At 61.9% G+C, this 14,550-nt stretch carries 12 protein-coding genes; 4 read left to right on the top strand and 8 right to left on the bottom strand.

Going from position 1 to position 14,550, the window contains the following annotated elements; all coding sequences use genetic code 11:
• Positions 1–6: 6 nt before the first annotated feature.
• The 4 genes from DEA8626_RS01950 to DEA8626_RS01965 are packed head-to-tail and all read right to left on the bottom strand — an operon-like array spanning position 7 to position 4,179.
• Entirely contained in the window at positions 7–1,230 is a 1,224-nt protein-coding gene (locus DEA8626_RS01950) for a glycosyltransferase (RefSeq protein WP_146188822.1), read from the bottom strand.
• Positions 1,231–1,270: 40 nt separating this feature from the next.
• Positions 1,271–2,188, bottom strand: a complete 918-nt coding sequence (locus DEA8626_RS01955; RefSeq protein WP_108851380.1) for an SGNH/GDSL hydrolase family protein — start codon at positions 2,186–2,188, stop codon at positions 1,271–1,273.
• Between the two features lie 32 nt (positions 2,189–2,220).
• Positions 2,221–3,204 (bottom strand): Gfo/Idh/MocA family protein, encoded by a 984-nt coding sequence (locus tag DEA8626_RS01960; RefSeq protein WP_108851381.1) that lies wholly within the window; start codon positions 3,202–3,204, stop codon positions 2,221–2,223.
• Between the two features lie 27 nt (positions 3,205–3,231).
• On the bottom strand, positions 3,232–4,179 hold the full coding sequence (locus DEA8626_RS01965) for a Gfo/Idh/MocA family oxidoreductase (protein ID WP_108851382.1): 948 nt from the start codon (positions 4,177–4,179) through the stop codon (positions 3,232–3,234).
• Positions 4,180–4,355: 176 nt separating this feature from the next.
• On the opposite strand from DEA8626_RS01965, the gene DEA8626_RS01970 reads away from it, so the two are divergent.
• Genes DEA8626_RS01970 through DEA8626_RS01980 form a run of 3 tightly spaced genes read left to right on the top strand, consistent with a single transcriptional unit; the run spans position 4,356 to position 7,154 of the window.
• Positions 4,356–5,294 carry a GNAT family N-acetyltransferase gene (locus DEA8626_RS01970; protein ID WP_108851383.1) on the top strand — a complete coding sequence of 313 codons (939 nt, stop codon included), beginning with the start codon at positions 4,356–4,358 and terminating at the stop codon, positions 5,292–5,294.
• A 7-nt stretch (positions 5,295–5,301) separates the two neighbouring features.
• The gene (gene neuC / locus DEA8626_RS01975; RefSeq protein ID WP_108851384.1) at positions 5,302–6,471 is read left to right on the top strand and encodes a UDP-N-acetylglucosamine 2-epimerase; all 1,170 of its coding nucleotides are present in this window, start codon (positions 5,302–5,304) and stop codon (positions 6,469–6,471) included.
• Complete coding sequence (locus DEA8626_RS01980; protein ID WP_219929152.1) at positions 6,471–7,154, top strand: PIG-L deacetylase family protein; 684 nt, start codon at positions 6,471–6,473, stop codon at positions 7,152–7,154. Before neuC ends, DEA8626_RS01980 begins: the two co-directional genes overlap by 1 nt.
• Positions 7,155–7,172: 18 nt before the next feature.
• On the opposite strand, the gene DEA8626_RS01985 is transcribed toward DEA8626_RS01980, so the two are convergent.
• The 3 genes from DEA8626_RS01985 to DEA8626_RS01995 form a co-directional block, all read right to left on the bottom strand.
• Entirely contained in the window at positions 7,173–8,120 is a 948-nt protein-coding gene (locus DEA8626_RS01985) for a polysialyltransferase family glycosyltransferase (protein WP_146188823.1), read from the bottom strand.
• 164 nt (positions 8,121–8,284) lie between these two features.
• Positions 8,285–8,947, bottom strand: a complete 663-nt coding sequence (locus DEA8626_RS01990) for an ABC transporter ATP-binding protein (protein WP_108851386.1) — start codon at positions 8,945–8,947, stop codon at positions 8,285–8,287.
• A gap of 6 nt (positions 8,948–8,953) precedes the next feature.
• Complete coding sequence (locus tag DEA8626_RS01995; RefSeq protein WP_245890699.1) at positions 8,954–10,153, bottom strand: KpsE/RkpR family capsule polysaccharide export protein; 1,200 nt, start codon at positions 10,151–10,153, stop codon at positions 8,954–8,956.
• 100 nt (positions 10,154–10,253) lie between these two features.
• On the opposite strand from DEA8626_RS01995, the gene DEA8626_RS02000 reads away from it, so the two are divergent.
• Positions 10,254–11,039 carry an ABC transporter permease gene (locus DEA8626_RS02000; RefSeq protein ID WP_245890701.1) on the top strand — a complete coding sequence of 262 codons (786 nt, stop codon included), beginning with the start codon at positions 10,254–10,256 and terminating at the stop codon, positions 11,037–11,039.
• A 32-nt stretch (positions 11,040–11,071) separates the two neighbouring features.
• Here the strand turns inward: DEA8626_RS02000 and DEA8626_RS02005 are convergent, their stop codons facing one another.
• Positions 11,072–14,281: a S8 family serine peptidase gene (locus DEA8626_RS02005; RefSeq protein WP_108851387.1), complete on the bottom strand. Its 3,210-nt coding sequence runs from the start codon at positions 14,279–14,281 to the stop codon at positions 11,072–11,074.
• Between the last annotated feature and the right edge of the window lie 269 nt (positions 14,282–14,550).

Consider the following 14,550-nt stretch of genomic DNA (forward strand, 5'->3'; position numbering starts at 1 on the left):
TTTGGCTCAATCGTTTTTGTCACAGCGCCCCAATTCTCGCAGCAGCGCCTCCCACCGCGCGTAGATTCTTGCCGGCGCATAATCGGCCATGGAGTCCGGACCCCGGCGCGACAGTCTGCAGCGCAACTCCGAATCCGATACAAGCCGTTCCAGCGCCTCTGATAATGCCACCACCGGCTCGTCCGATGGTTGCACGAGCAGGCCATTGTCGCCGTCGCGAAGCAGTGTGTTGACCCCTGGGCAATCGGCGAAGCCAATCGCTGCCACGCCATGGACGAGCGCTTCGGCCACGGCGAGGCCGAAGCCTTCGTGGGCGGCCGGGTGGCAGAGGATCGAAGCGATGTCGTAGTAGGCCCCGGTTTCTGGGCAGTCACCCTGCATTGTGACCTGGTCGTGCAAGCCGACGCGGTCGATGATGGCCCGCAGCCGCTGTTCCTCGGGTCCAGTGCCGCAGATCACGACCCGCCAATCCGGATGCCGCGCAGCGATCCGTGCCCACGCCTCGATCAGCAGGTCGATGCGCTTGATCGCCGTAAGTCGCCCGACGGACAGGATGATCCTGGAACGCTGCAGGGTCACGTCCGGTGGCGACAGTCGCGACACTGCGTTTGGCAGGACCTCCACTCGTTCGCGCGCGGCCGGAGGGAACCATTCGCGAAATTCCTCAAGCAGCACGAGGATGCGGTCGCAATAGTCGAAGGCTTCCAAACTGCGGCGGCGATAGACCGGGTTCTGGTCCCAGCGCGTGGCATCATCATAGTCGGCCGAGGGCACGTTGTGGAGGACGGCGACGACCTTGGTCGTCGTGCCGCGCGCGGCAAAGGCGGCGGCGGTGATCGCCGGCCGCATGGCCGCGACAATCACGTCGGGCCGATTCGTTTCGATCATGCGCCGAAGCCTTCGAACGAAAAAGCCGTGCGTCAGCGCCCATTTCAGATGCCCGAGTCCGAGGCCGTTGGGCACGGCCTTGAGGAAGCGCTCCGCCCGTCGCTTGCTCGGGGCGGAAGACGGGCCTAGCGACGGTTTCGGACGATCTGCCCTTCCAGCGGGGAAGAGATTTTCGACGCGGACCGGCCCTGCATCGTAGGCCGGGGCTCCGCGGCCCGGTTCGAAACATACGATCGAAACTTCGAATCCACGCTGAGACAGCGCCCGCGCGGTATCGATCGTCACGCGCTCGGCGCCGCCGCGCAGCCCTGCGAGTTTCTGGATGACAAATACGACCTTCACGACCGCTCCGGCAGGGGTTGCGCCCAAGGGACAGGCGGGTTCAAAGCGCGGCGACGTGGTTCGCCAGCAACTGATGTCCGAGGTCGGAAAGGTGCATCCCGTCGGCCATCAATGGCTCGCGAGAGTGATTTTCCCACATGATCCGGTCCACATCCAGCAAGATGAGATCATGGCGATGCACGGCGTCCATGATCTCCATATTGTATTTCGCAAAGCCCCGGTTGATGCCCGGCGTTGCCGGCCAGAACTTCGTCGGCGGCAGGACGATGGTTGACAGGATCAGCTTGCGGACACCACGGGCTTTCAGGATCTCGGTGACTGTACTGAGGTTTGCGCTGAAGCGTTCGAGCGGCACGTAGTTGCGCGACGGCAAATAGCGTAGAATATCACGCCGGTAGCGACGCGCGAATTCGACGACCCGCTTGTTGGTCTCCGGCGTGAGAAGCCCCAGCGCTAGCCGTTCCTTTGCCAGAAACATCCGGTTGGCGCAGTCATTCAACCCGACATGGATCAGGACGTCGCTATCGCGGCCGAGCGTTTCATCCTTCTGCAACACGGCAAGAACATTGTCAGTTGTAAAAAAACGTTGGCAGATTGCGGTCACTCGGCGCTTGTGTTCAGCCCCAGCCAAGAGCCCCGAATAGGTTCGCGCGGCGCCGTCACTCCTCTGATCGACACGAGGCAGGCCGAGCGAGTCGGAAAATATCAGCAGTGGTTCGCCGCTCGCGTTCCTCCCCGATTGGAAACAGGCCGCGAAATCATCGCGTTCTTTTTTGTGGTGGGCAGTATCGGCGTCGATGCGCGCCGCCAGCTTGGCAGGATTGGCTTGGCTGACGGCAATCTGGCGCGCGAGCGAAAAGGCGTTTGCGGCCAGCTCGGCCTTGCCGGCCTGCGCGACCGCGAAGGCATAGGCGATCGCCCCGGCCACCTGATTTTCGCAATTGCCCGATATGCTCATGTCTGTTGCGTCCCCATGCCCGGCTTTGTGAATCACGCACCGAGGCGCCCACCGGTTCGTATCAGTTCGTAGTAACGCGCGAAATTGGCATGGTCGTCCAATGTTTGCAGCCTGCTGCGATCTTCCCCGTACAAGAATGCGCGTACCTGCCGCAGCAGGCCGGGTTTGAAGGCTCTGTCGACTTCGTCGTCCGTCTCCATCTCGGTTTCGGCGAAACTGCCGTGCAACTGCACACGCAGCTTTTCAAGCGGCTGCAGGATGAGCTTGCGCTTCGTCGTCATCACCTCGACCCCCCAGCGTCCGGCGGACAGCCAATTTGCATGCCAGCAGATGATCGCACCCGCCGGATTCCGGCCGAATCCCGCGTAGACTGCGCCAGAAGGGTGCCAGTCCAGCGCCGCCTGTCCTGCAACCGTCGCTTCGAGCGAGGACGGGGCGCCGAAGAAATGGAATGCCAGATCGAGTACGTGCGTCGAGTTTCCGTAGAACCAGGTTTCGAACTCGCGCCTGGATTTCGACAGCTTCGCAATTCGGGCCGATGCTTCGGTGAAGTCGAACTTAACACTGCTTGGGCCGCCATCCTCGCCGATAAGCCGGTCGGCCAGGAGAACCGAGGCCATGAATCGCCGATTGTAGGCGACGTAAACCTCCGTCCCCGCCGCGCGAACCGCAGTACAGAGTGCGTTGAGTTCCGCCATGTCGAGTGCCGCCGGCTTTTCGACGAGAATGCGGTTCACGCCTGCTTCGGCCAGCATCGTCGTGACGCTTGCCAATGCATGCGCGTTAACTGTCACGATGGCAGTACTGGGCAAAGACCCACAAACGCCGATCTGCTCGGCAAGCGGGCCGGTTCCGGCGCTCAGTCCGGTCTTCTCGAAGAAACGGCGCGCCGAGTCCTTGCCGCGCCCGAATACGGCCGGGCGAATTCGAAGCGAATTCAATACGGCGGCATAGGCAACCGACATGTCGCCCGCACCGACGAGCAGCAGGTCACCTCCTTCGGTAGTTGATGCCATGCGAACGGTCCTTCTTCGTCGGCCCGGTCAACTGACCGGGCAGACCTCATCGGGTTCGGCAGGCTGGCCGAAATGTTTCAGGAGTTCGCTGAGAAAGAAACGATGCTGGGCGGTGGAGTCGGCGTAGGGCGTCAGAACGCAGTGCCCCTCATTCAGCAGCTCAAGGTAGGTGTCCGTCAACTCCGAGACATGGCGCATCGCGAAGTCCTCCGCCACGCCACCGCGGATCAGCCGGCGCCCGGTCTCGTCGATCTCAAACTCTTCCGAGCCGGCGGTCAGGTGCACGACCACATTCGGATCTCCGTCGCGGTCGCAAGTGACGCGAATAGTTGCGCCATTCGAAAGCCGCGCTGATATCGTCCCGAAGATTTCCACGTAGCCATAACGTTTGCTGGGCACCGAACCGGGTTGAAGTCCGGCGGCATCCATGGCTTCGATCGACGCCGAGTTCAGAAATTCGGCGAGGTCGAGGAAGTGGATGGCGTTCGAGCCGAGGCCGTAGTTTGCTCCGGTGACGATGATATCCACGGGGGTGGACGAAAGCGCGCTTTGCAAGGCCTGATACCCCGGCGCAGTGCGCCTGCCGCAGTTAACGTAGCCTGCCACCCGGTCGCGCTGCAGCGTTGCAGCCACGGCGTCCAGGTCACCAAGGGTCGGGAACAGAACCTTCTCGAAAACAACCGACTTCAGAGTGTAGCGGCTGTGGACGGCGTCGAAGGCCGCTCTGCGCGCTGCCGAATTTGTGGCGAGGATGGCCAGATCGTACGCGCCTGGTCCGGGCGGCAGTTCGTTAAAAAGTGCACTTTGCGTCGCGGCGCCGAGTGAAGCGAGATAAGCGGCGATGCGGCCGTGGGAGGAAAGGTTCGGCTCCACGACCGTGAGATTGAGGGCGGCGCCGCCTTTGACGGCGCTGCCGAGAGCCTGCAGGTGCCGGAAGCCGATATTGCCGCAACCGATCAATAGGACGTTCTTCATGCCCACCAACCATCGTTTCAGGGTTGCCCGTGCGGAACCGCGGCAAGAAGCGTTCCGCCAATTCGTGCCCTGACTAGCGGGCGGGCCCGCAAAAGACAATGCAGCATGCCAATTGCATTGACGGGCAAGATGCTTCAACAGGTGGCCACCGGTGATTGAACAGACGAGAGCGGAAGATGGCGTTGGACATCCGGCCATGGCGGCCAGGCGAAGAAACGGAAATTCTGAAACTCTTCCAAGCCAGCTTCGGTCGCCCGATGGCCGAGGATTTCTGGCGGTGGCGCTATCTCGATCATCCCGCCGGCGATCCGTTGGTCATTCTGGCCTGGGATGGCGACCGGCTTGCCGCGCATTACGCTGCCTCGCACGCGCCGTTGCAGATCGACGGTGAGAGCGTACCTGCGGCATTGTCGATGACGACCATGACGGATCCGGACTACCGCGGGCAGGGTCTGATGGAGAAGACCGGTTCTGCGCTCTATGACGTCATGGCGGCGTCGGGTATTAAGGCGGTCTGGGGCTTTCCGAACGTCTTCAGCAACGTGACGTTCCAGAGGAAACTCGGCTGGACCTCGGTCGGCGACATCGCGAATCTAAGCCTGACCCTTGACGACCGGCCAGCGCCGGAAACGACTGATGTGGTCGAGGTACCAGAGATCGACGGTCGGTTTGGCCAGCTCGCCGCAAGGGTCGCGGCATCGGTGCAAGTCTGCGGAGCACGCGGCGAGGCGATCTTGCGGTGGCGCGTCGACCGGAATCCCGTCAACCGCTACACCCGTCTCATACTGCCCGACGGAGAGGAGATCGCCGCCTACGCGATCCTCAAGTCCTACGGCGACGACGCGTTCGACCTCGTCGATTTCTGCGCCGATGGCGCGGATGCGGCGCGGGGGATGATTCTCGCGGTGGTCGGCGTCGCGCGCGCGCACGGACGGACGCGGGTCAATGCGTGGTGCCTGAACCGCGATGCCAACAGGCTGGTACTCGAGCGCGCAGGTTTCGTCGCCGGCGGGCCAGTCACCTATTTCGGTGCGCGGGAGTTCGGCGATCCGGGCCGCGATCTGACGGACCCGAGGCTTTGGCGTCTATCGATGCTGGATTCGGATCTGTATTGAGGGCGGTATGACAAAACGCATTGTCTTCTTGACCGGCATCCGGTCCGAGTACGATATCCTAGCCCCGGTGATCGGGGCCGTCCAGAACCGCGACGGGCTGGAGGCAGGGATCATCGTGACTGGGGCGCATCTGACCGCCCGACATGGCCACTCGGTGAGGCAGATCGAGGCTGACGGCTACCCGATCGTAGCCCAGATCGAATCTCTGCTGACATCTGACTCTCTGTCCGGGCGGGTCAAGGGCGCGGCGTTGCAGCTTATCGGGATGAGCGACCTGTTCGCGCGCGCCCGTCCGGACTTTCTGGTTGTGATGGGGGATCGCGAGGAGTCGATCACCGGTGCGATGGCTGCATTGTATCACCACATTCCCGTGGTCCATATCGGCGGCGGTGATCATGCCGAGGACGGCAATGTCGACAATCCGGTCCGCCACGCCGTCTCGAAGCTTGCGCATCTGCACATGGCGACGACGCGTCTAAGCGGCCAGCGACTGCGGGCGCTTGGCGAAGAGGACTGGCGTATTCACGTCGTCGGCGCCTCAGGGCTTGACCGGCTCACGTCGACGCCGAATTTGGCCCGCGAGCAGCTAGATGCGGCGCTGATGTCGGGTTGGGACGGTGCGGACTACGCGGTTCTGCTTTATCACCCCACGATCACCGACTTCTCGGCCGCGCGGGCGCACATGGCCTCGATCTGCGGCGTGCTCGAAGAAAGCGGTCTGCGCATTGCCGCAATGGCGCCGAACACCGACCCTGGCAGCGATGCCGTCGCCGCCGAGCTTCACGCCTTTGCCGCGCGCTGCGATCGGGTGCGCTTGTTCAGCTTTCTCGAGCGAGAAGTCTTCGTCAACCTGTTGCGCCACGCCCGCGTGATGGTTGGCAATTCTTCGTCCGGCATTGTCGAGGCGCCGACTCTGGGCCTACCTGTCGTGAATATCGGACTGCGGCAACGCGGACGTGAACATGCCAGCAATGTGATCTTCACTGACTACGGTACCGAAGATATCGGCAACGCCCTGCGCCGAGCGGCGTTCGACGAGGCGTTCCGGGCCGAAGTTGCCAGGTGCGAAACCCCCTATGGTGACGGTCGCACCTCGGACCGGATCGCCGATATCCTCGCGCGGACCGAGATTGACGCGCGCCTGATGCACAAGCGTTTCGTGATGGAGAGGCAGTGATGCTGAGCAGCGACGCGAAAGGCCCGGTTCTCGTGATTGCACCGCACCCGGACGACGAAACCATAGGTGCCGGCGGGTATCTCCTGCGGGCGAAGGCGTCCGGTCATGCCATTCACTGGCTTATCGCCACAGAGATGCGGGCCGAGGATGGCTGGCCGGAAGACAAGATTCGTCGGCGCGAGGGCGAAATCGACCGGGTGACTGAGGCATTCGGGTTTGCGAGCGTCACGAAGCTCGGCCATTCGACGGCGCGGCTCGATACGTTGCCGGTCGGCGATCTCGTGGCGTCCATCGGACAAGTGGTGCGGCGGATTGCCCCTGAAACGCTGCTCGTGCCGCATCGTGGCGATGCGCATTCGGATCATGCTGCGGTGCATGATGCGGGTATCGCCTGCGCGAAATGGTTCCGCTACCCCAGCGTACGGTGGGCGCTGGCATATGAAACGCTATCGGAAACCGATGCCGCGATCAGGCGCGGCGAGGCGTTTCGCCCCGACATCTTCGTCGACATCTCTGACTTTCTCGAGCGCAAGCTGGAGATCACTGAGCTGTTCGGAGACGAGATCGGGACATTTCCCTTTCCCCGCAGCCCCGAGGCTGTGCGCGCCCTTGCGCAGGTGCGCGGGACCGCGAGCGGCAGCGCGGCGGCGGAGGCGTTCATGCTCCTGCGCGCGCGCATCTGACGGGGCGATCGCAGCCGGTCAGATATGTGCGAAGTGTCGTTCGAGGCTCTCGCCGATCAGCCGTTTCCAGTCGTCCAGACTGGCGCAATCAACATCCAGCCCGCCGAGCAGTTGGATTTTCCGGGCCGCGAATTTGGTGCTGGACTGCGCGAGAGATGCTGAATGCAAGGCTACGGCGAGTGCGAACTGGCGTGAATGCACGAGGGGCCATGTCTCGATCGGAAAACCGTGCGGCATCTCGTCGGTCCCGGGCAGGCGGTAGGTTTCTTCCCGTGGGTGGTTCTTGACAAAGACCCTGTATCCACGGCGTGACAGAGCTTCTGCCAGATAGCCGTAGATCTCGCGCTTCTCTGCGGGAGTGCAGAGGCCCAACTCATCGATCGGCTGTGTGAGCAGGATTGCCGACCCAGCGGGTAGGTCGATATCGCCGACGGCCGGGGCCAACAGCCTGACGGCCTCCCGGATCAGACCCGAGGGTGCTTGGTCGAGCACATCGGCGAACTGCATTCGTCGCGCCTTGTGCTGGACCGAAGAAGGTAGGGCCTCAGGGGCTTCGACTTCGATCGCGTCGATCCAGCGCTCTTCGCCCCAGACCTGACGGCGGGGGGAGAGCCCGGTCAGGGCTCGCAGCACCGCTTTGAAGGGCGAAATCGATAGCTCGATGTAGTTGTTCATGCCGGATTCGCGCATGACGACATGGCGGCAAAGACCGGCAAACACCTTGGCGCTAAAAAACCCAGGATGGTAGATGTATCCGATATCGAAATGCTCGCCAGCGACTTCCTGTGGACACCAGAGGCGCGGTAGCGGACCACCGCCCATTGGCAGGCGCAGGTTTCGCCGCGCGATGCCGGGGAACCATCCAGGCAGATTGGCAAATCGGGCTATCATGTGCCGGTCGTAGAGGAACATCAGCCGGGCGTTGGGGCAAAGGTCGGCCAGCGGGCTCTGGACGGCCTCTGGCACGGGAAGGTCGTCTTGAAGATAGACGATTGTGACCGGGCCGGCGGTTCGCTGGGCGTCGACCAACGCATGGAGAAGTTGGCGATAGTTGTGGCATAGATGCAGCGCAGATCCGACTTCAGTTGGTGCAGCGGCTGGCGGCGCTTCCGCCGCGCGAGCGGGCCCTCTCACTCCTTCGTTCCCATGTTCGCATGATGCTGGGCGATGGCCTCTTCGACGTTGTCGAAATAGGTCAGATCTCCGTTCTCCAGAACCGCGCCTGCGTTGCAGAGCTTCCGTAGCGTCGGCATCGCATGGGACACTACGATGGCGTTGCTATTTTGCAGCCGCTCGCCCAGCATCTGATCGCATTTTTCGCGGAAGTTCGCGTCGCCGACCGACGTGACCTCATCGATAAGGTAGGTATCGAAGCGGATGCCCATCGAAACGCCGAAGGCAAGTCGTGACCGCATTCCGGAAGAATAGGTGCGGAACGGCAAATGGAAGTGCTGTCCCAACCCGGCGAAGCCCTCGACGAACTCGAGGAGAGCCTCGGTGTTGACACCGTAGATCCTTCCGACGAACCGCGCGTTCTGTGCGCCGGACAGATCGGCGTGAAAGCTGCCCGCAAACCCCACAGGCCACGAAATGGAGCCGTTCGACCGGATCTCACCGCGGTCCGGGCGCATGGTGCCAGCGATCATGCGCAGGAGGGTGGATTTGCCTGCACCATTGCGCCCCAACAGCGCGATGCAGGTTCCGTCCGGAAATAACGCATTGATATCTTGCGCGATCACCTTCGATTTGCCCTGCAGCCGGTAGGTCTTGGAGACGTTGTCGAACCTGATCATGGCGGCTCAGTGGCGGTCCCACACGCTGTATGCGATGAGACTGCCGATCGCCCAAGCGAGGCCGAGAAACAAAGCCATCAGAGATAGTAGTGTAAAGCGGCGCGGATATTCCGAAGTTTCCGCCCGCGTCGGCTCAATATAGGTCGCAAGATACAGGCTCTGCCGGTTCGCTTCCGCAAGCGCTTCGTCATAAGTGGCAAGCGCCGCCACATAGGCGCGTTCGGCAAATTCCAGGTCCACGCTGAGGCTTTCGAATTCCTCCAGGATCTGAGAGAACGTTTCTTCTCCGCCGGCATAGCCGCTGCCGACTCCGATCTGGCCGCGCTCGGCGTCAATGCGCGACCGTATGACGGAAATGCGCTGTTCGACCTGGTTGATCCGCGGGTCTTCGTTGCGTGTGGTCAGGTTTAGCATGTCGAGTTCGATCATCGCGTCTGCCAACTGGGTCTGGAGCGTGCTGATCAGCCCCATCTGCACCTGAACGTCGGCCTTTGGATCGACGATCCTGTTGCGGCTGCGGAACTCCGTCATCGACTGGCGCGCAGCCTTGAGCACGTTGATCGTCTTCTCCAGGTCCTCTCGCGCGTAGCTCGTGCGGTCGGAACGGGCGACGGCGCTCATGTCGTTGATCTTGATGCTAGACTGCCTCACGATCTCTTCGGCGATGCGGCGCGCGTCGTCTGGATTGAAGGCCAGCACCCGCAGCTCCAGAAGGCCCGAGCTGCTGTCGAAATGCGGTCGCACCATCCGCGCCCAGTACCTTTCCAGTTTCTCGATGCTGCCATCGGGATCGAATGCGAAGATCGGATCGAAATCGGGTCGCGAGTAGATCGTGCGCAGGTCAAGCTTCTCATCCACCAGTTCGACCATGTGCTGGCTGCGGATGAACTCGTAGAGGATGGTGGATTCGGTCGAGCTCGCTTGCGTGATCGAGGTCAGCCCGCCGAGAAGTTCGGCCGCCGTTGTCGCGGTCTTGTCAGACTTGCGGACGACGAAACCAGTTTTCGAGGCATATTGGTCGCCGGCCACCCAGAAGAGGTAGAAAGAGGCGATCAGCAGCGGAACGGCAACGACCAAAAGGAAAGCCGCCTTGATGATCGTGCGCCTACGGCTTGCCTTGGACTTCGGCTTGGGGCTGGCAGGTTCGGCCATTTCGTTGCCCGACATCGGCCTGAGTGGTACGGGGGCAGCCTGTTTTTCTGTCACACGGATAATCCAGATGCTTATTGCCCGATAAGCCTTCGTGGTACATAAGTCGACGCGATAAATCCAGCGTCGTTCGAGCGGGAGCATCGCGATCAACTACGTGCCTGCAGTTCAGTCCGGGCGGTTTCGCGCCATTCGAGCCATCGGCGCGCTGATCCTTCGCGAGATGAGCACGACCTATGGTCGTTCGCCAGGTGGGTACTTCTGGGCGGTGGCCGAGCCAGCAGCCGGTATCGCGCTGTTGTCGTTCGCTTTTTCACTCGCGATCAGAGCACCATCCCTCGGCAACAACTTCGCGCTGTTCTACGCCACAGGGTATCTTCCGTTCATGCTCTACTTCGACGTCGCGCGCCGCGTGTCGATGTCCATTGCGTTCTCGCGTCCACTTCTGATGTACCCGCCTGTTACCTATATCGACGCGCTGGTTGCGCGATGGCTGATCAACACGCTGACCCATTTGCTGGTGTTCGTTATCGTGATCATGGGCTTATGGATGTTCTACGATCTTCAGTTCATTCTGGACCACAGCGCCATTGCGCGCAGCCTGATCATGGCGTCCGGACTGGCTTTGGGCATTGGGGTGCTGAACTGCTTTCTATTCGCGATGTTCCCTCTGTGGGATCGGGTCTGGGGCATTCTAAACCGGCCGATGTTTCTGATCTCGGCAGTGATATTCACGCCTGAAGTCGTACCCGAACCATTTCGCGGTTGGCTTCTGCTGAATCCGCTCGTCCATGTCGTCGGGGAGATGCGCCGCGGGTTCTATCCGACCTATGACGCGGCCTATCTTTCTTATGTCTACGTTATGGCTTGGATCGCCATTACCATGGCGTTGGGCCTTGCACTGCTGCGCCTTTACCGCGCGCGAATCATGTCGACGGCCTGACCGCTGTTTTGCGTGGTAGGTGCCGGCAAGCGTCAGATGATAGTGATCTGCGATTCGAGCCCGGCTGTGACGGTTAGGTCGTCCAGCGTCAGGACGTCGCCGCCACCGAAATCAAAAACCAGATTGCCGCCAATAACATTTGCAAATGTCGACACGATCTGGCTCGCGGTCAGGGTTCCGGCCCACAAAGTGTCGTCCAGCAACAAGATGTCGCCGTCGGAGCTGCTGAAGTCAGCGATCCGGTCTGCCCGATGACCGCCGCGGAAGACAAAGCTGTCGGCACCCGAGGACCCCACTAGGATATCGTTGCCTGTGCCGCCGTCGATCAGGTCGTTGCCCTCTAGCCCGTTCAGAATATCGTTCCCGCCATTGCCCCTGAGGACGTTGTTGACCGTGGAGCCGATGATCGTGTCGTTGCCAGTGTTCGAACCCGACACCCGCTCGAAGCCCGAAATTGTGTCGTCGCCGGCCCAGCCTCCGCTGCTGGAATTGGTGCGCAGGTCGATGCGCACTCCGGAAGCGGAGTAGTAGTAGCTGACTTCGTCGCCGCCCCCCGAACCGCCGTCATAGATGTCGACGCCATCGCCGGCGACGACGATGTCATTGCCGGTGCCGAGTTGAACGATGTCGTCGCCACCTCGGTCGAAGACGATGTCGTTGCCGCCATAGCCGCGGATGAAGTTGTCGTCGTTCGACCCGCGCAGAGTGTCGTTGCCGGTATTGGAGCCGTACACCCGCTCGAATCCGCTGATCGCGTCACCCGCGGCGTATCCCGCCGAGACGGTGTTGTGCAGCAGGTCGACCCGCACGCCCGAACTGGAGTAATAGTAGTTGATGTTGTCGATCCCGGCGCCGCCCACAAGCGTGTCTGAGCCGATGCCAACGACAACGGTATCATTGCCGTCGCCGAGATCGACCAGGTCATCGCCATTGCGCGCAAAAACGATGTCGTTGCCACCATAGCCCCGGATGATGTTGCTGCCCTCGGTGCCGCGCAGCACATCGTTGCCGACGTTGGAGCCGTAGACCCGCTCGAATCCGCTGATCGTGTCGTCGCCGGCCCATGCGCCCGCGACCGCGTTCGACAATAGGTCGACCGTAACGCTGTTTGCGGAGAAGTAGTAACTCAGCGTATCGATTCCGGCGCCACCGATATACGTATCGGCGCCCCCGCCCGAGATGATCGCGTCGTTACCGTCGCCGAGATCGACCGTGTCGTTGCCGCCCCGGTCGAAGACCACATCATTGCCACCATAGCCGCGGATCAGGTTCGTACCGTTGGTGCCGTTTAGGCTGTCGTTGCCGACGTTGGAACCATAGACCCGCTCGAACCCGTTGATAGTGTCGTTCGCCGCCCATCCGCCCGATGTGGCGTTGGTCAACAGATCGACAGACACACCTTGTGGCGAATAGTAGTAGTTAATCAGATCGATCCCGCCGCCGCCCGAGAAGGTACCGACCGCATCGCCGACGGTAAGCGTGTCGTTACCGAAACCAAGGTTGATGCGCTTGGTTCCTGAGCTGGAATGGATCGTGTCGTTGCCGCTGCCGGTCGAGATGTTCAAGAAGTCAATCGGACCGGTCAGATTGCCCCAGTATTGTCCGCCGACATAGAGGGGTGCCGCCGCCGTCATCGCGAGCGAGATGTCACCGCTCACGCCCGCGAGGTTCAGCCAGTCGTTCGCGCTCGTCGCCGCTATTGTTCCTCGCGACGCGTCTTGCGCCCGGTAGCTCAGGAAATCGTCCGTGAAGGTGTGAACGTCGTAGCCCTGTTGCGTCGAGCCATAGATGTCGACGCTGAACCCCGTGATGGTGCCCACGTCTCCGGCCGCGAGGTCCTGGACCCGGAGCAGCCAGGTTCCCTGGCTCGTCAGCCCGCGCGCGCCTTCGACGCCGAAAGTCCATGACAGTCCGCCGTCCATCAGCGTGGCGCCGCCTTCGTGCATCATCACCGTGAATTCGCTGCCGTCCGGAGCGATCAGCGTCACAACGAGGTCCGCCGAGTAGGAATGGGTCATGCTCAAAGTGACCATGACCGTTTCGACGTCTATGTTCTGCGCAACATTCGCCTGCGCCTGGGCTGTGCCAAGATCGGGAATCCCGATTGCGCCAGCGAAGCTGCCGCTCGCCGTGGCCTCGTTCGCGGAGGTTTGCGCGGCGCCGAACATGTCCAGCCAGACCTCGGCCATCCCGACTGCCGCGTCGGCGTCGACCATGCCGAAGCCGTAATCAAGGCTGAAGCCCTGACCGCCGCCGTTCCAGTTGCCCGAATTGGCGATCTGCCATCCCTGGACTTCGAATCCGCCCTGACCGCTGCCAAGCGCCGAACCGGTATGGCTCGCCGAAAGCGCGAGGATGTTGTGGACGTCGCGCCAGCCGAGCGCGGGATTGGCCTCTAGCATCAGCGCCACGACGCCGGAGACGAGTGGCGCGGCGGCAGAGGTGCCGCCGAAGATCGAGGTATAGTTGATATTTCCCAGCGAATCCGGCGGGTTCTCGTTCGCGCCGGGCGCGTTGTAGCCAGCCGCTCCGGTCCGGTCGGTCGTATAGGCGGCATCCGGTGCTACGACGAGGAGGTTCGCGCCCCAGTTCGAATAGCTCGTGGTATTGCCATATCGGTCGGTCGCCCCGACGGCGATGACGTGCCGGCTGGCCGTCGTGCTTTCGCCGTTGGCGTTCAAGGCCTCGTTACCCGCCGCGTTCACGATGATCGTGCCGAGCCCACCGCGCCCATTGGCAGATATCGCCGCGTACTGCGCCTCGAACTGGTTGCCTTCGCTGCCGGGAACCGCCAGAGAAAGCCAAGACTGGTAGTAGGGGCCGTAGCCCCAGCTGTTGTTCATCACATCGAAGTTTGCGGCATGAGCGATGGCGGCGAGACTCGCGCTCAGTCCGCCCGTCTGCACGTCTTCCAGATAGTTAAGCGCCGCGATCGTCGCGCCCCAAGCGACGCCCGTGCCTCCTAGCCCGTTGTTGGCCTCAGCCGCGATCAGGCCGGCGACGGCCGTGCCGTGCCCGTCCGCATCTGACATCGGCGATGAGCCGTAGACCGTGCCGCCGAACGAGAAGCTACCGGCGGGAGAGAAATTGTCGTTCAGGTCCTCATGCGTTCCCTCGACGCCGTCGTCGTAAACCACAACCTCGACGCCATTGCCCGTGTAGTAGTCCCAGAGCATCTCCAGGTCGCCGATCTGCGCGAGATGCCATTGATTGCCGTAGAGGGGGTCTGTCGGGCGAGTCACGGTCTGATTCCTGATGCAGTTTCGGAAAATGATGTGCGGCGTGAGTTAAGGAATGCTGTTTTTGCTGAATGCGGCCATCTGAAAGGATATGTCCCTGTTCGTCTGATCCGGGCAGCGGCAACGCTGCGCGTGAGTTGGACTTCAAGCGTCCGTTCTATTCAGGCAGGCGATATGTCGCATTCTAGGCAATTTTATGGCCGCGCCGACGGTCGCCTTAAGCAGGCATTAGATCCGCCTACGCAAACTCTGATGCAGCGGAAAGAGTCAGC

The sequence above is a fragment of the Defluviimonas aquaemixtae genome, from assembly GCF_900302475.1.
GTDB classification, from domain to species: Bacteria; Pseudomonadota; Alphaproteobacteria; order Rhodobacterales; family Rhodobacteraceae; genus Albidovulum; species Albidovulum aquaemixtae.